Source organism: Clostridium mobile (assembly GCF_018918285.1).
GTDB classification, from domain to species: domain Bacteria; phylum Bacillota; class Clostridia; order Clostridiales; family Clostridiaceae; genus Clostridium_AW; species Clostridium_AW mobile.
This window is the reverse complement of record NZ_JAHLQF010000002.1, coordinates 584,573-607,738: the sequence shown is the minus strand read 5'-3', so window position 1 is coordinate 607,738 and position 23,166 is coordinate 584,573. Positions and strand designations below refer to the sequence as shown.

Here is a 23,166-nt window from a genome sequence, read left to right as displayed (position 1 = left end):
ATTAAATTATTGACCATATTGTTCTAATGTTTTAACCGTAATATTTTTTGAAGCAAACTGATCAAATGTACGATAAATGTAATCTTCAAAAATCTGATTACCTTCTTTAGTTACAAAATTACCTTCATAGTAAAATTCTATATCTGGATATTTTTCATACCTTACCATATGTCTAAATTGTCCTGTTGATTCCCTTATGGATAGTTCTATTTGAGGTAAAAACAGAGGTATCATCCTATCAAAAAGACTCTTTAAATTTCCACTTACAAAACCTTTTGTAAGCTTAGAAAATATGACTACCTTGTCCGCCTCTAAATATTTAAAATAAAATTGGTCTAAATCTTTATTTATACACCTACCAGGAGTTTTTAACCAGCAACTCCAACAACCACAACAGTCTTTGATATGATTTCTAGTAAGATCTAGTTCATAAATTGACTCTAGTTCATAATCCCCCAATTCCCTTATTACCACAGTTTTCATAATTCACCTCATGAATTTGTTTATAATATATCTGCTTATTTTTTGCTAACATATATAAAAAGGATAAGTTAATATTAATTATATTACTCCCAATAATTGTTAATGTAAATATTGAGAATGAATGCTATCATAATCCAATAAAATTTACTATTTTTATATGGTTTCAATCTCAACCTTTATTGCTGTGGCACCTTTTAATTGAAGCCATTTTAGATTTGCTTTAAAGTCTGAAGGAACTTTATCTAAGTTACATATATTTTCTACAACATAAGATTTTCTACTTTCAACATATTTATCTATTACTACATGATTTTCACCATGCTGTATTCCACCCAAATCTATTCCTATTAATTTGGTATTTAAATCTAGTAATTTATCTATGATTTCATTTGTTAAATAAGGTTTTGTTTTAGAGTTAAAATACTCTTCGCTTCCATATCCATATTGCTCTAAATATCCTGTTCTAAATATTACAAATGAATTTTCTTCTATTTTTACATTTTCTAATATAGTAACATCTATAATATCTAATCCTCTTACATCTATTACCTTAACATTTATTTCTGATGGTAATTCTATATTTGATAGATTATAACAATCTATATGAGTTCCTATATGTTGTCTTTGATGGGCTGGTTGTGAATCTCCCCATTTTAATATTTCCTCGGGAATACTAAATTCCTTTAAATGTAAATTCATACTATATCTCTCCTTCTAATTCTATTATTTCATCTAAATAGTTATTAAATTTCTTTAAGAAACTAGCTACAACTTCTTGGTCTTTTTCATCTATATTTTTAAAAAACTTATTATTTCTTTCTTCCCACTGCTTATGTTTTATTTCATGATGTTTATATAACTTCTCACCTAACTCTGTTAATTTAAAATATATTTCCTTATCATTCTGTGGCTTTTTGTACTTATCAATAAGATTGTTATTTAAAAGTTTTTTGCTAATCTTACTTATAGCACCTCTCGTCATATTCATGCTTTGAGATATTTTTGTAACGTTAGGATCTTTTATTTTTCCTATGAGATCTAAGCAGTGTATTTCTGAAACTCCATACTTTTCATATTCACCCTTAAATGATAACTTCCCTAGGGTTTCTTCCTTTTCATATATCTCTTTAAGACTCTTCATAATAATATTAATATTATCCACTTTAAACATCTCCTTTTTGTTTCCACAGAAACAATAATATCGTTTTTTTGTTTCCTTGTCAACAAATTTAATAAAAATTAATCTCTTATTATGATTACACTGATAATATAATTTATTTTATTTAATAAAAAAGCCATAAGAATAATTATTCCTATAGCTTCTTATAAGTTATACGGGTTGATTTATATATATGCCAATATTTCACTATAGAACTATACAAGATATTCTATCTGCTTAGGTTCACCCATACTTTCAATAACTGATTTTATTTTATCTTCATCTCCACTTTGAAAAAGTTCTTTATATTCCTTCTTTAAAAATCTTATATGAGCCTGTATAGAATCATCATTAATATCATCTCCCCAATCCACTACAGATGTCCATAGTTGGATAAATAAAAACTCATCAAAATCATTAGCTAAAAGATCCATATCTCCTGTGTCATGTCCATATACAGTTACTTTTGGCTCTTTCTTATTCTCTTCATACCAAAAACAATACAAGTCCCCTGAACCCATTTGCGCAAAAGGAATAAACCTATATTTAGGATTAATTTTTACCTTTCCAAGTTTATAATCCTCATCATACTCTAACATTTCCTCAAAGTAATTTATCGTTTCTTGTATTGCTGGAAAAACAACTGGTTCACAGTCACCTCCAACCCTATAAAAAAATGATTCTATATTCATTTCAACTGCCTCTCTATTTTGATTAAGCCAATCATATGAATGTTTCAACCATTCCATTGCTCCCGATTTATAAATTTCATGAAAAGTTCTTGGAAACTTTACATTAATTATACTTTCTAATTCTTCTAAGGTAACAATAGTATCCATACATGTCCTCCTAATATAATTTTTTATCATATATATCTAATCTTGCAATATCGAAAAATATATACTCACCTATTAATCGTTCATCTCTGGAAAAGTACCCTAAATCAAATTCTTCAATACCACAATCAACTATAACAGGACTAACTGATAATATTTGTCCATATGCAGCATACGACCATGTACTATTTGACTTAATAACTTAATGACGTTTCTATCCTTCTTTCATTCAGTTCTGTCAATGGTGCAATTAATAGATATTATTTATTATAAATATTCGATAATTTTTCAATACGATAGATAAGCTCTTTACGTACATTTTCAGGGGCTAAACATTCACATTTATCTCCAAATCCTAGCAAAATATTATATCCTAAATCATCTTCTACAAATGGAAAGTCGACCATAAATTGATTATCCCCATAAGGCTCAATATTTTCTTCCCCACAACGTTCAACCATTTGTTCTCTAAGAGACCAATCCACTAGAAGCTTAATTGTAATAAGTCTTTTATCTATCCACCCACTTCCATCTAACGGATTTGCGTGAAATTCTCGTGATATAAATGTAGAATCTGATATTTCAAGATTTGAAATTCGAGATAGTTTAAAAACACGAAAATCTTTTCTTAAAGTACAGTAGCCTTGTAAATACCAATGTCCTTCTTTTAATACCAATTGATAAGGTTCAATGCAACGATTATTTTTTTCTCTGCCCCCACCATAGTATTCAAACAATAGATACTTGCTTTCATTTAAAGCTTTTTTTATTTTTCCAAGGCTTGGCTTAAAGCTCTTATTCCCCATCCATGTGGTAAGATCAATGGTTATTTGGTTTGATTTTAATTCAATATCCCTAAATTGTTCTTTAGGAAGTAGACTCTTTACCTTTTCTAGAGTACCTATAATTTCTTTATTAGATAGCGTCGTTGAAACGCTAGCAAGCCCCATTAAAAGTGTTGAAATATCTGCAGCAGTAAAAAATTTTTTATCCACTTTATATTCAGGTATAATGCTAATGCCGCCATTCATACCAGAATAAGTAATAATTGGTATACCAGATAGGGATATCGTTTCTATATCCCTATATATAGTTCTGGGTGTAACCTCAAACATTTCAGCAAGCTTTGTTGCACTGATTTTTTCACAATTCAGCAATACCATAATTATGGACATCAATCTATCTATTTTCAATTGTATCGCTCCTCAAATTCATTTATGAATTCATTTTATAACCATGACATAATGGTGTCAATATTTGTATGTTATATTAAAACTACAAAAGTTTTCTATGACACAATAAATTTATCCGATGACTACCATCCGTAATACTCCCATCGCACTCTGTGAAAGCGATTCACATAAAATCAAAGATTTTAGTTCTCTGCTTTTCTACAAGTGGGAGATATTAGAACTCTTGAGCTTCAGCGATTTAGAGTTCTTATGCTGTGCATAATGGATGCTACGTCCCTGGATAAGTTCTTCTAAGTTTCAGTTGGAATAAGTATTCCTTTTAAGTAAACTCCATCTGAAGCTAAGAATCACTTGATAAGGAGGAAGAAAAATGGATTTTTTACGAGAATTTAATAGGATTATGGTGGAGCAAAGTGAAATAGCTTTAGCAACTTGTGTAGACAATATTCCAAATGTTAGGATTGTAAACTTCTATTATGATACTAAAAAGAAAGGTGTAGTGTACTTTTCAACCTTTAGAGATAATTTAAAGGTAGAGGAATTTCCAAAAAATAACACAGTAGCATTTACTACCGTTCCATCTAAAGGAAATGAGCATGTTCGAGTTACTGAGGCAGTAATTCAAAAAAGTGATTTAACAATATATGATTTAAAGGATGGATTTGTTAAAAAGATTCCTGATTATGAAATGACAATAGAACAAGCTAGAAACCAGTTGGCTCTTTATGAAATTCATTTTAAGGAAGCTACAATAACAATAGACTTCTCTCAGTACGGTAACATAACTCTATAATTTTAAAAAAGATATTTCAATAATACCCAATTGAAATATCTTTTTTTATTATATTTTTATTATATCTCTATAAAGTTTTCATTTTCATCAACTTTAAATAGCGGAAGTCTTTTTATAAATATAATGTCATCCCTGTTTGAAGCATCTCCTTCAGCTAAAATTGCAGCTTTTGCTTTTATGATACCTCCAGCTTTTTCAACTAACTTTTCAACAACCTTTAATGACTCTCCAGTGGAAATAACATCGTCTATAATAGCAATATTTTTTCCTTTTATCTTTTCTGCGTCAATTTTGTCTAAACATAAAAACTGTTTCTTTTGAGTAGTAATTGAGTTTACTTCCTCAGTTATTGGTGAATCCATATAAGCTTTAATACTTTTTCTAGCTACAATAAATTCCTTTAAACCTAAAAGCTTTGAAATTTCATAGGCTAAAGGTATTCCTTTTGCCTCAGCAGTAACAATTATATCTATATCTTTTATTTCCTTTAATCTATCTGCTATTGCAGGTGCAACTGCTTGTACTAATTCAGTATCACCTAGTATTACAAAGCTTGCAATAGCTAAATCATCTTTAATTTTCATTAAAGGTAATTCCCTCTCTAATGAAAGTAATTCTAATTTATATGTATTCATATGAACTTACCTCCTAAAATAATCCTACAGCAAATCTAGTTATAGTTCCTGCAAGCATCCCAAAGAATGGATCACTTATTGCTGTTACTCCCATAGTGACACCACCAACTAAACTATCTGCTCCTGATAATGCAGTAGCTGCATTTACTGGTACTGTTACTAAAATACCTAGTACAAATAAGAAACCACTAATTGATTGAGAAGGTACATACTTACCTATTCTTGGCAGTAACCCTAAAAACAATATGACAGCCATAATTAACATCATGATTATACCGGCTGCTAATGGATGTGGAGCACTTCCTGTGGCTGAGATTATAGATTCAACTGGTGCACCACCAAATAATGCAGAACCCATATCAGCTAGACTGCTGATAACAGAAAGATGATCAATATTTACATTTGTATTAGCCATACTTCCAGTAATTTGTCCGAAGGCTATATTAGATCCAATATTTAAGCACACCATTCCAAGTGCTCCTCTTAATATTTTACTATTAAAGCTAAGTTTACGTCTTTCTATTTTTTCCTTAGGTATTTCAACATTTCTCATATCCTTATTAAGAATATTTCCAACAATACTTGAAATAACTACTGAAATAGTAATAGTTAGAACTAAATCATTTGTAGCAAAGTGTATTATTACCGCAGTGGCAATTGATACAATACTTACAACTTTTTCACTTTTCAGCATGTCCATAGATACCTTTGCAAGCATTATTCCCACACCTGCCATCATACCTGATGTAATTGTTGGACCTATAAAATCTACGATTTTACCTAAAAATCCGAACATTCCTATAAAAGTCATTATAACCGCACCAAAGAATATCATTGAAAGTCTCTCTTCCATATCCTTACCAGCAGTTCCTGCATATGTAATAGTTTCTGCTTGGAAAGAAATAGGTGCAACTGAACCTGTTAGTAAATTTCCAACTGCTCCTACTAAAAAAGCAAATGCTGTTGGAATTGAAGCAAAACCAAATGTTAATGCTAACAACCCTTGTGGCAAGCCATTTAGAACAACACCTATGATTGCTAAAAAGTCAGTAAAAAAGTCTGCCATCCTTGTTTTCCCCCTTTAAATTGCCCACTTATACTCTAGTAATAAATAAATCCTCATAGTCAGAACTTTTACATAGTTCTGGTAGAGACATCTAGATTCTATCGCCAAAAATATACGAAGACATGATTTTTTCACTTTTATAATAACACTTTATTCGAACATTTTCAACATATTATTTAAAAATGTACGTATTTTCGAATAATGTTGTAGAAATTTTCTCGATACCCTATAAAGTAATCAAACTATATGATAATTAAAATTAAATATATATTCCAAAGGCATAATAAAACCCCGAACAACACATTTCTGTATTGCCCAGGGTTTTATATATTTATCATTATGCATGAGATAATACAGGAAACATTAAATCTCCACTTTTAAATGGATTATCTTTTCCTACCTTAATGAAAAGAGTGGTATTCTCCTCATTCATCAAACTTTTTTCATAAGAAGAACTATCCTTTGGAGTAAATCCTAAAACTACTTTCTTACTCTTCTCAGTGATTACTGCACTAATTATGCTATCTAATTTTATTTCTTTTCTACTAAACACATCTTGTAAATATAGAACCTCTTCATTAAAATCACAAATAACCACCCCATCATAGTCTTCAAGATAATAAATATTATCCCTCATAAAATACGTACAATAAAACATTATAAGAGATAGATTGTTTCTCATAGAAACCTTTGAGAAAGGTAGTGTACTGCGGACCATATTACAAACAATTTCCCTATCTTTATCATCATCCATACTCATCTTTCTTATTTTCTCTATCTTGCCCTCTTTAGTTTTATTTATTGAGTATTGGTATTCATCACACACATCAAATCCAAACTTGGGGTAAAAGTCAAGAACACTGTCATTAGCAAAAAGATAAATAAGATCACATTTATCCTCCCATTCTTTTAATACCATCTCCATAAGCGCTCTGCTCAATCCCTGTCCTCTATAATCTTCATCTGTCATAACAGTTCCAATTTGTATATATCTCTTTTGCTCTCCTAGAATTAAAAAATCTATGATATTTACCGAAACATTGGATACTACCTTATCTCCATCTAACAAAGAATATGGTATATATTTATCTCCCCAATAGCCATCCTCATACCATTGTTCAAAATTAAAATCATAAGTTTTTTCCGTTAATCTATTAAAACTATTTCTTAAAATACTGTCATCTTTGTAATTACACTTATAAATATATTTTTTATTATTAATTAATAAATTTCCACTCATTTTTACTTTCTCCTTTCTTGTATTTGTATTATATTCTTATATCTTCTATATCTTATCCTAGTATTTTTTCTGGAACAACCTCAATAACTTTTACTATATAAAAATGAGCCATAAACTATATAAAACTAATTTATGGCTCATTAAGCTAATTACTTTGCAGCCCATAATTCTATTTCTATTTTTAATTCAGGCAACCCTAATGCACTTATATACGCAATAGTCATTGAAGGATATTCTGTTCCAAATAATGAATCCCACTTACCATCTAAATAATCCCAATCAATTTCTTCAGTTGCCCAAATATTAACCTTAATTACATTATCAGCAGATAATTCTTGAGATGCTAATAGATCAGCAATATTTTTAAAGGTATTTTCCACTTGATCATTAATTGATTCAGGAATATTGTTATTCCTATCCACACCTACTTGGCCTGAAGCCACAAAAATATCAGCATTTTTCGGTATCTTTGTTATATGGCTATATTTTCCCACAGGAGACGGAATATTTGTAGGATTTACTCTTTGAATTTTTGTAACATTCTGTTTATTTATCATTTATTCATACCTCACTTTATTAATTTTATAGTAATTTTTAGAATCAACCTTGCTATTTTTAAATCCCCTCTACTTTTATCAATATCATTCTAGAAAAAAGCTGTAAAATATCTAACATCCATTGATAAGAATTTTAGCAAGTTCTTTATCTTTTAATAATTCTTTCTAAGTATTAAAAATCAAATGTTCAAATTATAATCCATTTGCTTTATAATTTAATCTAATTTTATCATACACTCTTTGCTTATTGCACGCTTGAGAATGGCTCTGTGAAGATTTTGAGCACAAGTTATCTTCACTGGTTGTTTAAGTTTGTCTATTGAAAATTACAATTCTCTTGATATAAAAAAGTGGATACTTAGCCTAAGACTAAGTATCCACTTTACTATATATTATGTTGGCATATTATTCTTCTTATACTACTTTGAGATAGATAATATTCTTCAGCAAGTTCCTTAACTGACATACCTTCTTTATATTTATTATATATCTCTATATTCCTTTCTTTTATCTCAAGCTTTAAACCACTTGATTCACCCCAAGATCTCTTATTTTCAAATTTTCTTGGTATATATAAATAACCACCATCCATGTATTCTTGAATTAATTCAAGAATATCTTTAGGTAATACATCTTGTGCTTTTTTATATTTCACTTTATCTACTCCTATTTACTTTCGGGGTAAATAATTAAGCAAAAACTGCACAAAACACTTATTTAAATTTTTATATAAAACCCCTAGCAAGTCATGTTTTGATTTATATTACAGTCTTTGCTCGGAGCTTAATTCAATGAATCTGATTAAATTTATTGTCATATGCATCCCCCCCTTTTTAATTTATTTGTTCTTTATTATAACATAAATATAAATTGATGCTGTCTATTCGTTCTGTAGTTATTACATCTCATTAAATTAATCATTTTCTTTTTTCCTGTAAAATAATTCTATCTATGCTTTTTCTTGATAAAAAATACTTCTTAGCAAGAGATTCTTTATCTATACCATTATTATATTCTTCATAAATAGCTTCATTTCTAATTTTAATTTCTTTTCTTGTGTTAGTTGTTTCTGCCCACTTTTTTCTATTACCTTCTTTTTTAGGGATATATATATTTTTTCCTTCTACATACTCCCAGATTAAGTCCATTATCTCTTTTGGAAATATATCTTCAGCTTTAATATAGCACATTATGTTCCTCCTAAATTTGAATCTTTTTACTTAGGATCAAACAAAGGCTATTTTCTTGATTATGTTTTTTAACGCAATAGCCTTTGCTACGCGTTAATAATAAGTTTTCTCATAAATCATTGTCCTCCCTTTTTTCTTACTGTTTTTGATTATTTTAAATTACGAGCTAATTCTATTCCCATCTATAGGGCAACAAATCATCAATAGTAAGTATCTTATCTTTTTCTATCATTACTTCGCATTTATGATTTTCATCATGGATTTGGCAAATGAATTCTCTACATCTTCCACATGGTGGAATTATCGCCCCATCCTCATACACTGCAATTACTTTTGTTATTTTATTTTCTCCAGCAGTAATCATAGCTGCAATAGCCGCATGTTCTGCACAAAATCCCATAGAACAAGGTGTATCTATACATACTCCAGTATAAACTTTTCCACTTTCGCTCAAAATAGCTGCTGCAACAGAACCAGCATAGGAGTTTTTAGAAAGTTCTCTAGGATTTAATGTATTTTTGGCAATATCATATAGTTCATCAAAATTCATAGTTATAGTCCTTTCAATAAATTTTTATATTTAAATTAATACGTGATATTAACAATACATATTGTTTGTATGCTATTTCGTCAACATAATTTTTCTTTGTTTTAATAATGAAAAGGTTATTTGATAGACTTAATTTTATCTAAGTCTGGGCTACAGAGTATCTCAAGATTTTCAAAAATCTTTTCTTCAGACCAATCCCACCATTTTAATTTTAATAAGTAATCAATCAATTCATCATCAAATCTCTTTTTTATAATTTTACATGGATTACCTCCAGCAATATGATATGTAGGAACATCTTTTGTCACTACAGAGTTAGCAGCAATAATTGAGCCGTCTCCAATATGCACACCAGGCATTACTGTAACATTCTGCCCAATCCATACATCATTTCCAACTACCGTATCACCTTTAAAGGGTAAATTTTCAAGTGTAGGTGTAGCTTTTTCCCATCCATTTCCCATAATATTAAAAGGATAGGTTGTTACCGAGTTCATTCTATGGTTTGCACCGTTCATAACAAATTCTATTCCTTTTGCTATGGCACAAAACTTACCTATAATAAGTTTATCACCTATAAATTCATAATGGTGTGTAACATGTTCTTCAAACTTTTCCGCTCCATTTGCATCATCATAATAAGTGTAATCTCCAACCTGAATATTGGGGTTTTTGATAACATTTTTCATATAACAAATGCTCTTTATGTTTTCATTAGGATAAATACTGTTTGGGTTTGGCCCAAATTTATTCATATATCTTCTCTCCTTTATAATTGAATTTAATTTTTTCTATTAAAAAAGTCCCCATGGATGAACAATATCATCCATGGGGATCTTTCTTATATAAATATCTCTTACTATATTCAAATTAAACTTAATGCACAATATATTTATTCATATTTTAATTGTAATATAAATAAGCATATACATTTTTATATGTGCATTTGTAGTTATTTTATTTTTATATAAAAGAGTTTAATAGACGATATTGTTCTTAAAATGCGTCATTAAATAAAGTTCTATTCTAGAACCTTTAAAGCATTAACACTATTTATTTTTAATAGTTTAGTTAAGAACAACTTTAATCATCCGATTAAATCTCCTTTTCTATAATTATAATTTTAGTTAATCTTATAATAAAACCCTATTATTGTCAACAAATATTTATTTTAAAAAATTGGCTACCCTAATGATAGCCAATTTTTTCTTTATTTTATTAATTCCCAAGATAAATCACTGCCTGGTTTAGTATTTGTCCACCATTTAGCTTTATATACATTGCCTTCATATGCTACTAGTTCTCCACCTTCACAAATTATACCTTCATAGTAGTCTATAGTCCCATCTTCATTAACTATTATTTCTTTTTCCCATACTTCAAACTTGCCTGGTGTTTGTCCTTGTGTCCACCATCTAGCTGTATATTTTTCACCTTTATATATTACTACATCCCCTGCTAAGTATATTTTACTTGAATCATAAGTATCTTCCAATTGAGATACTTCTTTTACAGTTATTGTTCTTGTTTTTGTAGTTACTAAACCTTCACTGTCTTCTACTGAATATATTAACTTGTATACTCCAGCTTTAGTAGTATCTACTTCTCCATCAACTTTTATCTTATATGTTAAGTCTCCATCTTCTTTATCAATTGCACTTACTCCAGCTAATTTATCAAAATCATCTCCAACCGCTATAGTCTTATCAACTACACCATTTAATAATGGAGCTTTATTAACTTCTGGTTGACCTTCTGTATTTTCACCAAACTTCTTAAATATATTTGTAAACTCATATTGAGTTGATACTCCTTGATTACTTTCCACCATAGCATCTCTATTCATTGACCACATAGAAGTAACTCCTATGCCTCTATCTATAGCATGCTCTACTACTAGGTTAGTCCACTCTGTTGTAAATGTTGGATGAGCAGACCCTTCAAATCCTATTGATGGAGTTGTCCCTATTTTTCTGTAGGCTTGCTCATCTGTTAACTCTATGCCTGTATACTTCTTAAAGTATTCCTTTAGCTGATTTTTTGTACTATCAACAGCTCTTAAGGAGCCTGTCCCATAGTTTTCACCTGGAAGCAATGTTCCTTGACCATAGCACATTGTCATTATATTTACTACTTCTACATCTACCCCTTGTGAAAGGTAAGCTTCAAGAACATCTAACTGCACCCAAGTTAATCCACTTGGTAATACTGGCAGTGTTAATACTATATCCACATCAGTGGCATCTTGTAGTTTCTTTACAGCCTTAGCATTAGCTATATTGTAAGCCTTATTTTGTGCTGCACCCTCTATGTCTAGGTCAAGTCTTGTTAATCCGTAACCGTCAACTAGTTCTTTATATGTATTAAATAATATATCTACATCTTGAGTTACTTCCCAGAATGTCACTCCATTTAGTCCACCTAAAGATATTGTTACGTCTCCACCCATATCTCTAACGTCTTTTATGGATTTCTTTATTCCTTGGTATTGAGTATTATCTTTATGTCTTTCACTTAGAACAGCATGTGAACCCCATCCCCAATTTACTTTACCATCTGATATACCACCTGATGATTGTATAAATCCTAAGTTGAAGAATTTCACACCTGTATCTTCTACTATTCTTTGTAAATTTATTGCTCCATTGTTAGAATATCCTGGCTTAGTTACCCAAGAAACCATATCAACAAATGGCACATTTACTTGTGAAGGCCACTGTATACCTTCTCCAACACCAAAATTTAAATCTTCTTGTGTAGATGCTACTGCTACTTTTTCTACTGGACAAGTTAATTTGTATTCTCCTGATTGTTTTTCTAGCGCACTAACTTCATTTGCTAGTAATAATGATGTTGCTGGCGCTAGCAGCATTGATGCCATTAATGATACTACTAGTGGCTTTTTTAGATTTTTTAAGTTTTTCATTGGAATTCCCCCCATTTAAATATATTGATGGCAATTGCTTAGCTATAGTGTTCAACAAAAAAGCTACTCTAAAAGAGTAGCTCTATAACAAGAAAATAAAAGCATTATTAATTAAAGACATCATTAATAAACATATATACAGCTTTAGTTTTTCAAAGACATAAACCTTCTGAAAATTGATACCAGAAAAAAGCGTATATATTGCTTAATATTTCCAAAACAAAAAGTATACTTTACTCTTTGGCAACTGGCTGGCATAGCATTAGCTTTAGCCCCTATAGCTTTGCGTCATTAGATTTCTCTAATTTTGCCTATTTAATTTTTCAAATTAATTATATAATATAATTAATTTTTTCGCAATAAAAATACACAAATTTAACAAAAATATATTCATTTTACTTATTTATACAACGCAAAAGGTTGTTTCAAAATAATTAAATACTAATTTTGAAACAACCTTTTTGTGTATTATTATTGCTCCTTAATTCATTTCTATTTTTTTAAATATGAATTAAATTCATCCAAAGATTTTATATTCTCATCTAATACCGCTTTATAAATTAGATAACTAGTAACTATGCTACCATATTCAGGTTTTTCTGCCCATGCCTTTTTAATACGCAGTATGATTTCTTTTTTCTCTGGAGTTAATCTAGAAGATATTGTCTTTATATGCTTTAAGTCTGGTTGTCTTTCTGGCTGTTCTACAAACCATATATCTACTTTCCAAATATGATTTGTATTAGACTTGCATTTAAGACCAAAATAAAAACCATCAGGATAAATATGAGGTTCTTCATTCCATGAACCTGTATCATTCTTAAATTTCAATTCTCTAACATAGGGGCTTGCCATTAAGTCCTTAGCTATATCAGCTATTTTCTCAATATTTAAGTCATTACAAACTACTGTAACATCTAAATCTCGCCATACCATTAACCCTAGTGCAGAACTTCCTACTCTAATAGGTTCTCCTACCCTTTGTAATAACTCATTAAGATTTAATAACTTCTCCAATTCTGAAGCTTCCATTTGTAAATCACTTTGTATTTGAAACAATTCTTCCCTTGTAGAATTCATTTTGTCCTCCTTTAGCTTATCATAAAGTTTAATAGGATTAATTACTTTCACTTATTATTTTAACATAATATTATCATTATCCTTATGAAGAACCATTGATTAATATTATATCAATTATAAATGAGTTGTTTGAATGATTCTACATTACAGCATTTAAATATGGACTAACTTAAATTAAAGTGTACATTACAATTTGTAGATTATATACTATAATATAACATCACTAATTACTACAGGAGGAAGTTATGAAATATATTAATTTTGATAATTGGAATAGAAAAGAACACTATAAGTTTTTTGACGGTGTTGATAATCCTCAATTTAACATTTGCATGAATTTAAATGTTACAAGTTTCCTAAAGTCTGTAAAGGAAAATAATTTATCCTTTTATTACAGTATGGTATATGCATCTACATATGTCATGAATCAAATTGAAGATTTTCGCTATAAGATTAGAGATGGGAAGATTATTCTTCACGACTCCTTACAACCATCATTTATCGATATGGGTGCTGAAGAAAATTTATTTAAAATTGTTACATTGCCTTTAAATAATAGTATGAAGGAGTTTTCAAATACGGCCAAAGAAATGTCTAAATCTCAAAAGGAGTACTTCCCAGAAGTAGATGTTGATCAAGATAAGTTAATTTATTTTTCATGTATTCCTTGGATTTCATTTACTAGCATTTCAAATGAAATAGTTATGAATAAAGAAGACTCTATTCCTAGAATATCCTTTGGAAAATATTTTACCCAAGATAATAAAATATTACTACCCTACTCTATACAAGTAAATCATATGCTTTTAGATGGAATTCATGTTGGAAAATTCATTGAACAATTACAAAAGTTTATTGATGAAATAAAATAATAATTGATTAATGATTCTAAATTTAAAAGAACTCTAACCTGAAATAGGTTGGAGTTCTTTTATCCTCAATCATCTGTAAAAATTGCCATACTTGACAAAGGAAATATTAATGTAACTTTAGTTCCTTTATTAACCTCAGAGTCAATACTAATTTTCAATCCCAATTTTGAACAAAGCTTTTCACATAGATACAAGCCCATTCCTGTGCTTTTGCTAAATCTTCTTCCGTTCTCACCAGTGAAGCCTTTTTCAAAGACTCTATTTATATCTTTATCTATTATACCTACTCCATTATCATCTATAATTAACATTACTAAATTAGCTTTCTTAACTGAATATATATTTATCATTGGCTCTTTATTACTTGAATACTTTATAGAGTTTCCGATTATCTGATTAATAATAAATTCAGTCCATTTTCCATCAGTATATACAACTTCATTAATATCTTTTATATATAATTTTATTTTTTTATGAATAAAATCTCTATGATTTCTTTTGACTACATTTCTTACTACATTATCAAGGTTAGTTTGTTTTATAATATAGTCTTTATCAACATTATTACTTCGGGAATAATAAAGCACCTGTTCTACAAATCCCTCAATTCTATCCATCTGGAAGTCTATTTTATTAGATACTTCATTTCTATTATTTTCAATTATCAGCTTTGTAGAAGCTATTGGTGTTTTAATTTCATGGACCCATGTCTCTATGTATTCTCTATAATCTGATTGCATATCTTTATAGTATTTTACATTTTCATGCATGTCTCTGCTTATTTCTTTAAGTATAGAATTAAGTTTTTCCCCCTGCATAAAGTTTGCTTCCTCTATCATCTCTGGAAGTAGATATTTCTTGTCCAATTTTTCTAATACACTATTAATCTCATCATAATAATTTTTATATTTTATGAACTCTAAAGCCATATATGAAATTAGTGGAAAAAACCAGATAACAAAAGCAAATACAATTATAATGAAATTAATGTTAATAGCAATCATTATAGCTGCTAATATGATAAACATCATCATATTGCATAATATTATAACAATTTTATCTTTAATAAATTCGCCTATACTCATGGCATTATATACCCTAACCCTCTTCTTGTTTCTATTGGATTTTCTATGCCTATCTCTTCAAGCTTTTTTCTTAATCTATTGATATTAACGGTTAAGGCGCTGTCATCTACAAAATAATCTGCTTTCCACAAGTATTCCATAAGTGAATTTCTTTTTACTATACTTCCCCTATTATTTATTAAATAGGAAAGTATCTTAACCTCATTTTTAGTTAAATCCAAAGATTTATCTTTATAAATAACCGTTGCATTTGAAAGATTTAAATTAAAATCTTTGTAATTCAATATATTATTAGTTTTTAAGTTTCCATATGTTCTTTTTAATACATTTGTTATCCTTGCTAATAATATTTCTGTATTATAAGGCTTTGTTATAAAATCATCTGCCCCTAAATTCATGCTAATTAATTCATCTACTTCACTATCTCTGCTTGTAACTATTATAATTGGAACATCTGATGTTTTACGTATTTCTCTACATATATAATAGCCATCAAACTCCGGAAGGTTTATGTCTAGTAATATAAGGTTTGCATTCTCATTTTCAGTATATTGTATTATATTATTAAACTCTATAGGTGCATTTACTTCGTATCCATACTTTTTTAAAAAATTCTGTAATTCTTCTCTTATGACTTCATCATCTTCAATAATAAGGATTTTTTTCATTACTTACTCTACCTCCCTGACATAGAATATAAGGCTATTAAACTTTGGGAAACAAAATCTAATAACCTTAATCATTATTATAAGATTAAATATTACTTTTTACTATATTTTTTAATTAATATCCTCATATTTTACGTTTCTTTTGAATACCAGATAGCAGAATCATTCCAAGTCCAGTTAGTCCATATATAACTTTTCCAATTACTACACTTGCAGGTATAGAGAAAGCCGGTTCAACTACATCAAGAGATTGTGGATATTTTGTAAAGAAGTTTCCTCCAAATAAATCAACTGCATATGGCAATGAAATGAAACTTACTAATATTACCGCTGTCATAAGTACAAAAACTAATCCTTGGTGATATTGCCCTCCGAGAACTCCTAAACCAAACACAAACAACATAGCAGGCAACAGTGTTATAACTGTTGGTAACACAAGACTTCCAAAATTAGTAAAGTCAAAATTTGCAGCATAGAAATAGAAGCTATAGGCAATAGGCACTGCAGAAATTAAAATAAATCCTACAATAATAGTGCCGAAGCGGAGCATTTGAAACTTAAATGGATCAATAGGAGTTGCTTTAGTTAACGCTTGCACACTCTTTTCCTGTTTTTGATAAAGAAAAGATATAAAAAATAGTAAGGTAACAAGCAATATTGGTAACACTTTAGCAAGGTATGTTCCATAGCTCCAGCCAGAGAAAGGGGCAGTATTTGAAACCCCAAGAATTATATCTCTACACATAATTTCACGACTATAGAGAGCAGAAATAATAAGCAATCCTAAGAAAAATTTATTTATAATCAGCCTTTTAAGTTCATATTTAAATATTCTATTCAAGATTTAATTCCTCCTCTTTTAGTCCACAAGCATCTAGAAAGTCCTGCCATGTGATTCTTGTTTTTGATTTATTCTCATATAGTTTAGCTAAAATTTTATCCATTTCATCTTCACCGCCAACTAGTTTTTCAGCTTTCAAAATTTGAAGAGGTAATTTTGAGTATAGTCGCACAGTTCTATTATTACCATCAATATCTCGAACATATTTTTGGGGCAGAATATTTAAATATTCTGGATGCCTAGTATAAAAATTATTATTATTTTCTTTCACGCGAGCCTTCCACATGTCCACATAATTTTTTTGAGCATATTCTTCTCCATGAGTTTTCTTAGCAACTCGATAAGTTGTATAGACAGTAAGTCCTTCAGCTGACCAATTTCTATTATTCCCTCCTGAACCTATAGTGTGCACTCCCCACCATTGATGAACAAGTTCATGAGCTAATACTTCACCACTTGATGCTCCTTCTAATGTATTACTTAGATTTTCATCATTAAAAGAGAATTCTCCCATGGTGCTATAATTAGGATATGCTAGTCCTCCTGGAAACAAGGCTGTTTTTTCTACTATTTTTAAGGGGGAATCTTTAGAAACATCATTTAACTTGCCATAATGATTAATGCAATAATCAATAGTATCCTTCATCACTTTTTCAGCACTGGCATTATTCATAGTATCCTCATGTTTACTGCTATAGTAAAACTCTATAGGCAATTCTTCATTTCCCAACTGCTTCATAACATAATCACCAGCCATTAAAGATAAACGAGTACCCTTAAGATGAACAAGCCATGTTTTCTTATCCCCATCCTCTGAAAGTACCCTGGTTGTATCACCAGTCATATTTGCTACTGCTTCACCATTCTCATCCTCTTGTGATGGATCCACTACTGGTATAAGTCCAGCAGGCATGGTAAGCTCACATGTAAATTCAGAATTTTCCTTGCTGTTTGCTACTTTGATATTGGGAAGAAGTTTATTGCTTGACAAATCAATATATTTGTCGCTAATAGTAGTATCTAGAATAATATCACTGAGAAAATATAGAATTTTAGGTCTTCCCTCATATCCTATAATGAGCTTAATATTTTTTTCCTCAGGCACGCTAAATATAATATTAGTTTCTATGGCATCTGTTCTTTTAAATGTAACCTTTTTATCATTTACAATTATTTTATGAATAGTATATCCTGGATTTATTGTCAGTGTACATTCCTGTTCACTACCACTCAAATTTTCAAGTGAATATACTGCCTTTGCAGAAAGACTTCCTTTACTTCCATCAAATGAAATTTTCAAATCACTGTTTAACAACTGAAGCTCTTTATTCACCTTATCAGAACTATCCGCCGAATCACTATTAAACGCTTTAATAAGTTCTTCTTTAGATATTAAAAAAACATCAGGTTGATTTATAAAAGCGTAGCATCCACCACCAATCATTGCTACAGCCATTAAAGGAATATAAACTTTCCTTAAATTATGCAGCATAGAACCAAATATTCTTTTACCATAGGAACGTACACACAACAACCCAATTAGCCACAAACCACCAAATATCAAAAACCAAAATAATCTATTATGTTTCATTAAGCGAAATATTTGTGCATTACTGAAATAATCTGAGAGTGATGGAACTGAAGGTTTTATCCAATTCAAAATATTTCCAATAGGGAGACGTTCAATTAAGTTTGGCAACATTAATAGAATAAATGTAGCCATACTAAGATCTACACGATAGAAAATCTGATAAAATGCAGAAGCTACTAAAATTGATAGCAGTACAGATGGAAGCATCAAAAGAAAGAAGCTATTTAAGTAGGTATATCCATCAAAAACATTACCCATTTTTATAACTGTATATGGATAATAAAGGACTGAAGTAATAGAAACAGTAACAGTGGCTGCTATTACTATAGCAAGTAATCTCACCACATTTAGTACTAAGGGAGATACAATACTATTTGTTAATACTTCAGTTTCATATTTATGTACCCTATTGAACTCTAGTAAAGTTAGTATTGCGAATAAAATCCCTCCCCCTACCGCTCCAGCAATAGATGGATTTCCAATAAAGTGTCCAGATAAGGTTTTATTAATCATGCCATCGTACAACTTATATCCAGCCATTGGACAAAGCATAGTCAATATCATAATTAAACAAGCAATTTTTGAATGAAAAATACGATTCAATTCCACCCTTAAATAGGAAAAGAACTTCATGACTATTTCACCTCTTTCTCCATAATAAGATACATATAGGCATCCTCAAGAGTAGGCTCCACAGCTTCTGCAAAGGCTGGAAGTGTTTTCGCTACAATACGACAGGCAATACCACGGGCTGTGTTAACCCTTGATGTTATCTTATATTCTTGGTTTACCCTTTGTTCTGTTTTTTCCTCAAAGACTCCAACATGATTGTGTGCTGAGGCAATTAGTTCCTCTGGTGTACCTGTAAACAAAATTTGCCCACGATTAATAACAATCAGTTTATCACATACTGATTGTACATCTTCAATTATATGGGTAGATAATAACACAATCTTATCCTGTGCAGTCTTGGAAAACAAGTTACGGAAATTAATACGTTCCTCAGGATCAAGTCCAACAGTTGGCTCATCAAAAATGAGTAATTCCGGATTACCCATAAGAGCTTGGGCAATCCCTACACGCTGCCTTTGACCACCAGATAAGGTGGAAATACGTGCTTTGCGTTTTTCTGTTAGATTTGTCTTCTCAATGACCTCTTTAATAACCCTCTTACTATTTTTAATCCCTTTTAGTGCTGCCATATAGTCTAAAAATTCCCACACAGTAAGTTCGTCATAAAGCCCAAAAGATTGTGGTAGATATCCTAGACTTGCTTTTAGCTTTTTTTCATTCTTAAGTAATGGCACACCATCTATAAGAATTTCTCCGCTAGTTGGTATCAATCCTGCTACAATAAGTTTCATAAGTGTTGACTTTCCTGCTCCATTAGGTCCTAAAAATCCAATAAGACTTGGACTTTCTATTTGTAACGAAACATCCTTTAATGCTTTTTTACCAGTTTTATATGTCATATTTAAATTTTTAACTGAAATATTCATGGTTTTATCATCCTTTCATATGACTTATTTAATATCTCCATGTTTTATATGTAATGTACAGAATTAAATATTATTTTTTACTATATTTTTATATCCTGTATATGTTATATAAAAATATACTGCATAAACTACAATAAATAATAAAGCTGTTACTGAAGCTGAAAATCTAATATCTATTTGGTTAAACTTACTTATTTCTTTATTAACTACTGCAACACCAATAATTGAATGGATTAATGCAAGGGTCACTGGAAGGCTAAAATGTATAAAGGTTTGAATGAAGATTGTTTTGTCTATCATTTTTTTATTTGCACCAATTCTCTTTAAAGCTTTATATCTTTCTATACTATCACTGGCTTCTGATAATTGTTGAAGAGCTAATACAGCCATGCTGGTTATTAAAAATACTAGTCCTAAATATATTCCAATAAATAATACCGATGTTGTCGCTTTCTTACTAATAGAATAAATATCATCCTTTGAATAAGAAATTATAACTGGAACATTTAAGCTTTTATACTTACCACTTGAAAAGTTCTCGTTTATTTCCCTATATTTTTTATTATTTTCTTCTCTATTCTTATCTGAATACATTACATTAAGTGTGGAGCTACTAATTTCATTATAATCACATAAAAATTCATCATTTATAACTATGGTTAAAAAGTTATTCGGTAACAGATAAGTTGCAAGATTCTCCTCTATTATTTTATCATTTTTCACTAAATACTCTTTTCCTTTAATATTAACTTTCTTACTGCTTTTTAGCTTTTCACTAACTTGCTTAGCCAACACATTATAGTTGGACATAAATAAAACCTCATCCTTGTTTAAACTTACTTCTTTTTTTCCCCTTAGTCTCAACATTTTATTATAATCAGATATTTTAACAAAGGATACCTCATCATCTTTATAATCTTCATCTGGAATTGGTAATAAACTACCTACTTTTACTCCTGAAAAATATTCATTGTAATTTGCATATTTTTCATTTTTACTCCTTTTAAAATTAATCTTATTTAATACATCTTCTAAATTATCTTTTTTACTATTATTGAAAACTATTATACTAGCATCAAAAGGTGCTTCTTTTTCAAGCCCTACTTCAAAATCTTTCTTAAGACTTATTCCTGTAGATAATACAAGTATTGTAATAAATAGCATTAAACATATTACTGACATTGATATAAAATTTGTATTAACTTTACTATTTATTTGTTTTACTACAAATATATTTAATCCTTTTAGATATACATTCTTATTTTTATTTACTATATACAGTATGACTCCAGATAAACTAAAGAAGAATAATACTGTACCTACTATTAAAAGAACTATTAATGACTTAAACATAGAATCTCTTAAATCTAAACCTATCTTTAGTATAGATTTATATACAAATCCAAGTGATGCTACGCATAGAACAAATAATAATAAATATATAAATGAGTTTTTTAATTTTATATCTTCATTTTTTCTACTCGCTGTTAGTAAATCAATTATTTTGTACTTAGAAATAACAAATACATTAAACATCATGACAAGTAAAAACATTATTTCAAAGTATAATATAGTCTTACCTATAGCATTTATTGAAACAGCAAATCTATATTCATTTATTCCAACCTCAAGCAATTTAAATGTAAAAACAGATAAAACCTGCGATGCTCCCATTCCTAATATAATACCAGCAATTAAAGATATAGCCCCCACTATAAAGGTCTCTGTCACTAAAATTCTAGATACTTTTCTTTTTCCCATACCTAAAGTCATATATATTCCTAATTCTTTTTTACGTTTCTTTATTAAAAAATTATTTGCGTATAATATTAAACCACCTAATATTATTGATACAAATACTGACACACCAGATATAATTTCAGTTAATCTAGATATGTAATCTGCATTTAAAGATTTCATATCACTAAGTGCCTTTTGTGAATCTATTGAGTTAAAGCTATAGAATATACAAACAGCTAATATTAGTGTTAAGAAATATATAGTATAATCCTTATAACTCTTTTTTATATTGCCCACAGCTATCTTAAAATACATTGTTATCATCACCTCCGAGGAGGGTTATAACTTCTATAATTCTATTAAAGAATTCTTTTCTAGTATCATTACCTCTTACTAGCTCACTAAAGATTTTTCCATCTTTAATAAAAAGAATCCTATGAGCATAACTTGCTGTAAAGGCATCATGAGTAACCATTAGTATAGTGGCCTTTAGTTCTTTATTTAAGCTTTCAAACCTTTCAAGTAATAATCTAGCTGATTTAGAATCTAATGCTCCTGTTGGTTCATCCGCAAGTATTAAGGATGGATCGGTTATTATTGCTCTTGCTGAAGCAACTCTTTGTTTTTGTCCACCTGACATTTGATAAGGATACTTATCTAATACCTGTCCTATTTCTAAATGTTCTGCTACTGATTTTATTTTCCCATCTATTTCTGAACTTTTTTCTCCTTTTATTGTTAATGCTAAAGCAATATTCTCATAAGCTGTAAGAGTATCTAATAAGTTAAAGTCTTGAAATATAAAACCTAACTCATTTTGTCTAAACTTATCTAAATCTTTTGATTTTAACCTAGTAATATCATTATTATTTATTATTATTTTTCCTGTAGTAACATTATCAATAGTTGATATGCAGTTAAGTAATGTAGTTTTACCACTTCCTGAAGGCCCCATTATCCCAACAAACTCCCCCTCATCTACCTTAAAACTGATATTATCTATAGCCTTTGTTACATTGTATTTACTACCATAATACTTTTCAATTTTTTCTACACTTAATATATTTTTCATTCATGAATCTCCATTTTTTCTTTATATTAGCTAATACTGTTAATTTAACTTCATATAACTTATTTTATACCATTGTATTTATATCAGCAA

General features: G+C 29.5%; 24 protein-coding genes and 2 riboswitches. Of the genes, 2 read left to right on the top strand and 22 right to left on the bottom strand.

Translation table 11 applies throughout. The features are described 5' to 3' along the window. Positions 1-6 precede the first annotated feature (6 nt). The 5 genes from KQI86_RS09065 to KQI86_RS09045 form a co-directional block, all read right to left on the bottom strand. Positions 7-483 carry a flavodoxin family protein gene (locus KQI86_RS09065; protein WP_216438952.1) on the bottom strand — a complete coding sequence of 159 codons (477 nt, stop codon included), beginning with the start codon at positions 481-483 and terminating at the stop codon, positions 7-9. Between the two features lie 153 nt (positions 484-636). Continuing rightward, the gene (locus KQI86_RS09060; RefSeq protein WP_216438951.1) at positions 637-1,182 is read right to left on the bottom strand and encodes a cyclase family protein; all 546 of its coding nucleotides are present in this window, start codon (positions 1,180-1,182) and stop codon (positions 637-639) included. A 1-nt stretch (position 1,183) separates the two neighbouring features. After that, complete coding sequence (locus tag KQI86_RS09055) at positions 1,184-1,654, bottom strand: MarR family transcriptional regulator (protein ID WP_216438950.1); 471 nt, start codon at positions 1,652-1,654, stop codon at positions 1,184-1,186. A gap of 203 nt (positions 1,655-1,857) precedes the next feature. Beyond that, the gene (locus KQI86_RS09050; protein ID WP_216438949.1) at positions 1,858-2,481 is read right to left on the bottom strand and encodes an SMI1/KNR4 family protein; all 624 of its coding nucleotides are present in this window, start codon (positions 2,479-2,481) and stop codon (positions 1,858-1,860) included. A gap of 257 nt (positions 2,482-2,738) precedes the next feature. Beyond that, complete coding sequence (locus KQI86_RS09045) at positions 2,739-3,671, bottom strand: helix-turn-helix transcriptional regulator (protein WP_216438948.1); 933 nt, start codon at positions 3,669-3,671, stop codon at positions 2,739-2,741. A 370-nt stretch (positions 3,672-4,041) separates the two neighbouring features. Between KQI86_RS09045 and KQI86_RS09040 the strand changes: the two genes are divergently transcribed. Continuing rightward, positions 4,042-4,464 carry a pyridoxamine 5'-phosphate oxidase family protein gene (locus KQI86_RS09040; RefSeq protein WP_216438947.1) on the top strand — a complete coding sequence of 141 codons (423 nt, stop codon included), beginning with the start codon at positions 4,042-4,044 and terminating at the stop codon, positions 4,462-4,464. A gap of 59 nt (positions 4,465-4,523) precedes the next feature. On the opposite strand, the gene KQI86_RS09035 is transcribed toward KQI86_RS09040, so the two are convergent. From KQI86_RS09035 to KQI86_RS08990, 10 genes are all read right to left on the bottom strand, one after another. After that, positions 4,524-5,099 carry a phosphoribosyltransferase family protein gene (locus KQI86_RS09035; RefSeq protein ID WP_216438946.1) on the bottom strand — a complete coding sequence of 192 codons (576 nt, stop codon included), beginning with the start codon at positions 5,097-5,099 and terminating at the stop codon, positions 4,524-4,526. Between the two features lie 13 nt (positions 5,100-5,112). Continuing rightward, positions 5,113-6,165 carry an NCS2 family permease gene (locus tag KQI86_RS09030; protein ID WP_216438945.1) on the bottom strand — a complete coding sequence of 351 codons (1,053 nt, stop codon included), beginning with the start codon at positions 6,163-6,165 and terminating at the stop codon, positions 5,113-5,115. Positions 6,166-6,201: 36 nt separating this feature from the next. Beyond that, a riboswitch (purine riboswitch) is annotated at positions 6,202-6,303 on the bottom strand. A gap of 199 nt (positions 6,304-6,502) precedes the next feature. Then, a complete protein-coding gene (locus tag KQI86_RS09025) occupies positions 6,503-7,405 on the bottom strand; it encodes a GNAT family N-acetyltransferase (RefSeq protein ID WP_216438944.1) in 903 nt (300 codons plus the stop codon). A 149-nt stretch (positions 7,406-7,554) separates the two neighbouring features. After that, positions 7,555-7,962, bottom strand: a complete 408-nt coding sequence (locus KQI86_RS09020; protein ID WP_216438943.1) for a RidA family protein — start codon at positions 7,960-7,962, stop codon at positions 7,555-7,557. Between the two features lie 385 nt (positions 7,963-8,347). Then, the gene (locus KQI86_RS09015) at positions 8,348-8,617 is read right to left on the bottom strand and encodes a CD3324 family protein (RefSeq protein WP_216438942.1); all 270 of its coding nucleotides are present in this window, start codon (positions 8,615-8,617) and stop codon (positions 8,348-8,350) included. A gap of 262 nt (positions 8,618-8,879) precedes the next feature. After that, positions 8,880-9,152 (bottom strand): CD3324 family protein, encoded by a 273-nt coding sequence (locus KQI86_RS09010; protein WP_216438941.1) that lies wholly within the window; start codon positions 9,150-9,152, stop codon positions 8,880-8,882. Between the two features lie 172 nt (positions 9,153-9,324). Next, on the bottom strand, positions 9,325-9,702 hold the full coding sequence (locus KQI86_RS09005) for a cytidine deaminase family protein (protein WP_216438940.1): 378 nt from the start codon (positions 9,700-9,702) through the stop codon (positions 9,325-9,327). A 116-nt stretch (positions 9,703-9,818) separates the two neighbouring features. Continuing rightward, the gene (locus KQI86_RS09000; RefSeq protein ID WP_216438939.1) at positions 9,819-10,457 is read right to left on the bottom strand and encodes a Vat family streptogramin A O-acetyltransferase; all 639 of its coding nucleotides are present in this window, start codon (positions 10,455-10,457) and stop codon (positions 9,819-9,821) included. Between the two features lie 455 nt (positions 10,458-10,912). Then, positions 10,913-12,628, bottom strand: coding sequence for an immunoglobulin-like domain-containing protein (locus KQI86_RS08995; protein ID WP_216438938.1), 1,716 nt, complete (start codon positions 12,626-12,628; stop codon positions 10,913-10,915). Positions 12,629-12,867: 239 nt separating this feature from the next. After that, positions 12,868-12,950: riboswitch (cyclic di-GMP riboswitch) on the bottom strand. 170 nt (positions 12,951-13,120) lie between these two features. Continuing rightward, positions 13,121-13,708 (bottom strand): hypothetical protein, encoded by a 588-nt coding sequence (locus KQI86_RS08990; RefSeq protein WP_216438937.1) that lies wholly within the window; start codon positions 13,706-13,708, stop codon positions 13,121-13,123. 245 nt (positions 13,709-13,953) lie between these two features. Between KQI86_RS08990 and KQI86_RS08985 the strand changes: the two genes are divergently transcribed. Continuing rightward, a complete protein-coding gene (locus KQI86_RS08985; protein WP_216438936.1) occupies positions 13,954-14,580 on the top strand; it encodes a chloramphenicol acetyltransferase in 627 nt (208 codons plus the stop codon). Positions 14,581-14,645: 65 nt separating this feature from the next. Here the strand turns inward: KQI86_RS08985 and KQI86_RS08980 are convergent, their stop codons facing one another. The 7 genes from KQI86_RS08980 to KQI86_RS08950 form a co-directional block, all read right to left on the bottom strand. Further along, positions 14,646-15,665, bottom strand: a complete 1,020-nt coding sequence (locus KQI86_RS08980; RefSeq protein WP_216438935.1) for an ATP-binding protein — start codon at positions 15,663-15,665, stop codon at positions 14,646-14,648. After that, positions 15,662-16,333 (bottom strand): response regulator transcription factor, encoded by a 672-nt coding sequence (locus KQI86_RS08975; RefSeq protein ID WP_216438934.1) that lies wholly within the window; start codon positions 16,331-16,333, stop codon positions 15,662-15,664. Before KQI86_RS08975 ends, KQI86_RS08980 begins: the two co-directional genes overlap by 4 nt. 124 nt (positions 16,334-16,457) lie before the next feature. Then, positions 16,458-17,174 (bottom strand): hypothetical protein, encoded by a 717-nt coding sequence (locus KQI86_RS08970; RefSeq protein ID WP_216438933.1) that lies wholly within the window; start codon positions 17,172-17,174, stop codon positions 16,458-16,460. Continuing rightward, a complete protein-coding gene (locus tag KQI86_RS08965) occupies positions 17,167-19,329 on the bottom strand; it encodes a M1 family aminopeptidase (RefSeq protein WP_246582768.1) in 2,163 nt (720 codons plus the stop codon). Before KQI86_RS08965 ends, KQI86_RS08970 begins: the two co-directional genes overlap by 8 nt. Before the next feature lie 71 nt (positions 19,330-19,400). Next, positions 19,401-20,264, bottom strand: a complete 864-nt coding sequence (locus KQI86_RS08960; RefSeq protein WP_216438931.1) for an ABC transporter ATP-binding protein — start codon at positions 20,262-20,264, stop codon at positions 19,401-19,403. Between the two features lie 63 nt (positions 20,265-20,327). Continuing rightward, positions 20,328-22,319, bottom strand: a complete 1,992-nt coding sequence (locus KQI86_RS08955; protein ID WP_216438930.1) for an FtsX-like permease family protein — start codon at positions 22,317-22,319, stop codon at positions 20,328-20,330. Continuing rightward, positions 22,309-23,076 (bottom strand): ABC transporter ATP-binding protein, encoded by a 768-nt coding sequence (locus KQI86_RS08950; protein ID WP_216438929.1) that lies wholly within the window; start codon positions 23,074-23,076, stop codon positions 22,309-22,311. The genes KQI86_RS08955 and KQI86_RS08950 overlap by 11 nt, the downstream gene beginning before the upstream one ends. Between the last annotated feature and the right edge of the window lie 90 nt (positions 23,077-23,166).

What these genes read in the sequence shown, in the direction of transcription:
- KQI86_RS09010 (WP_216438941.1), bottom strand. Translation starts at nt 9,152, where the DNA reads ATGTGCTATATTAAAGCTGAAGATATATTTCCAAAAGAGATAATGGAC.
- KQI86_RS09020 (WP_216438943.1), bottom strand. Translation starts at nt 7,962, where the DNA reads ATGATAAATAAACAGAATGTTACAAAAATTCAAAGAGTAAATCCTACA.
- KQI86_RS09050 (WP_216438949.1), bottom strand. Translation starts at nt 2,481, where the DNA reads ATGGATACTATTGTTACCTTAGAAGAATTAGAAAGTATAATTAATGTA.
- KQI86_RS09065 (WP_216438952.1), bottom strand. Translation starts at nt 483, where the DNA reads ATGAAAACTGTGGTAATAAGGGAATTGGGGGATTATGAACTAGAGTCA.
- KQI86_RS08955 (WP_216438930.1), bottom strand. Translation starts at nt 22,319, where the DNA reads ATGTATTTTAAGATAGCTGTGGGCAATATAAAAAAGAGTTATAAGGAT.
- KQI86_RS08980 (WP_216438935.1), bottom strand. Translation starts at nt 15,665, where the DNA reads ATGAGTATAGGCGAATTTATTAAAGATAAAATTGTTATAATATTATGC.
- KQI86_RS09035 (WP_216438946.1), bottom strand. Translation starts at nt 5,099, where the DNA reads ATGAATACATATAAATTAGAATTACTTTCATTAGAGAGGGAATTACCT.
- KQI86_RS08985 (WP_216438936.1), top strand. Translation starts at nt 13,954, where the DNA reads ATGAAATATATTAATTTTGATAATTGGAATAGAAAAGAACACTATAAG.
- KQI86_RS09000 (WP_216438939.1), bottom strand. Translation starts at nt 10,457, where the DNA reads ATGAATAAATTTGGGCCAAACCCAAACAGTATTTATCCTAATGAAAAC.
- KQI86_RS09055 (WP_216438950.1), bottom strand. Translation starts at nt 1,654, where the DNA reads ATGTTTAAAGTGGATAATATTAATATTATTATGAAGAGTCTTAAAGAG.
- KQI86_RS09005 (WP_216438940.1), bottom strand. Translation starts at nt 9,702, where the DNA reads ATGAATTTTGATGAACTATATGATATTGCCAAAAATACATTAAATCCT.
- KQI86_RS08965 (WP_246582768.1), bottom strand. Translation starts at nt 19,329, where the DNA reads ATGATATTGACTATGCTTTGTCCAATGGCTGGATATAAGTTGTACGAT.
- KQI86_RS09040 (WP_216438947.1), top strand. Translation starts at nt 4,042, where the DNA reads ATGGATTTTTTACGAGAATTTAATAGGATTATGGTGGAGCAAAGTGAA.
- KQI86_RS09025 (WP_216438944.1), bottom strand. Translation starts at nt 7,405, where the DNA reads ATGAGTGGAAATTTATTAATTAATAATAAAAAATATATTTATAAGTGT.
- KQI86_RS08990 (WP_216438937.1), bottom strand. Translation starts at nt 13,708, where the DNA reads ATGAATTCTACAAGGGAAGAATTGTTTCAAATACAAAGTGATTTACAA.
- KQI86_RS08995 (WP_216438938.1), bottom strand. Translation starts at nt 12,628, where the DNA reads ATGAAAAACTTAAAAAATCTAAAAAAGCCACTAGTAGTATCATTAATG.
- KQI86_RS08950 (WP_216438929.1), bottom strand. Translation starts at nt 23,076, where the DNA reads ATGAAAAATATATTAAGTGTAGAAAAAATTGAAAAGTATTATGGTAGT.
- KQI86_RS08975 (WP_216438934.1), bottom strand. Translation starts at nt 16,333, where the DNA reads ATGAAAAAAATCCTTATTATTGAAGATGATGAAGTCATAAGAGAAGAA.
- KQI86_RS08960 (WP_216438931.1), bottom strand. Translation starts at nt 20,264, where the DNA reads ATGAATATTTCAGTTAAAAATTTAAATATGACATATAAAACTGGTAAA.
- KQI86_RS09030 (WP_216438945.1), bottom strand. Translation starts at nt 6,165, where the DNA reads ATGGCAGACTTTTTTACTGACTTTTTAGCAATCATAGGTGTTGTTCTA.
- KQI86_RS09060 (WP_216438951.1), bottom strand. Translation starts at nt 1,182, where the DNA reads ATGAATTTACATTTAAAGGAATTTAGTATTCCCGAGGAAATATTAAAA.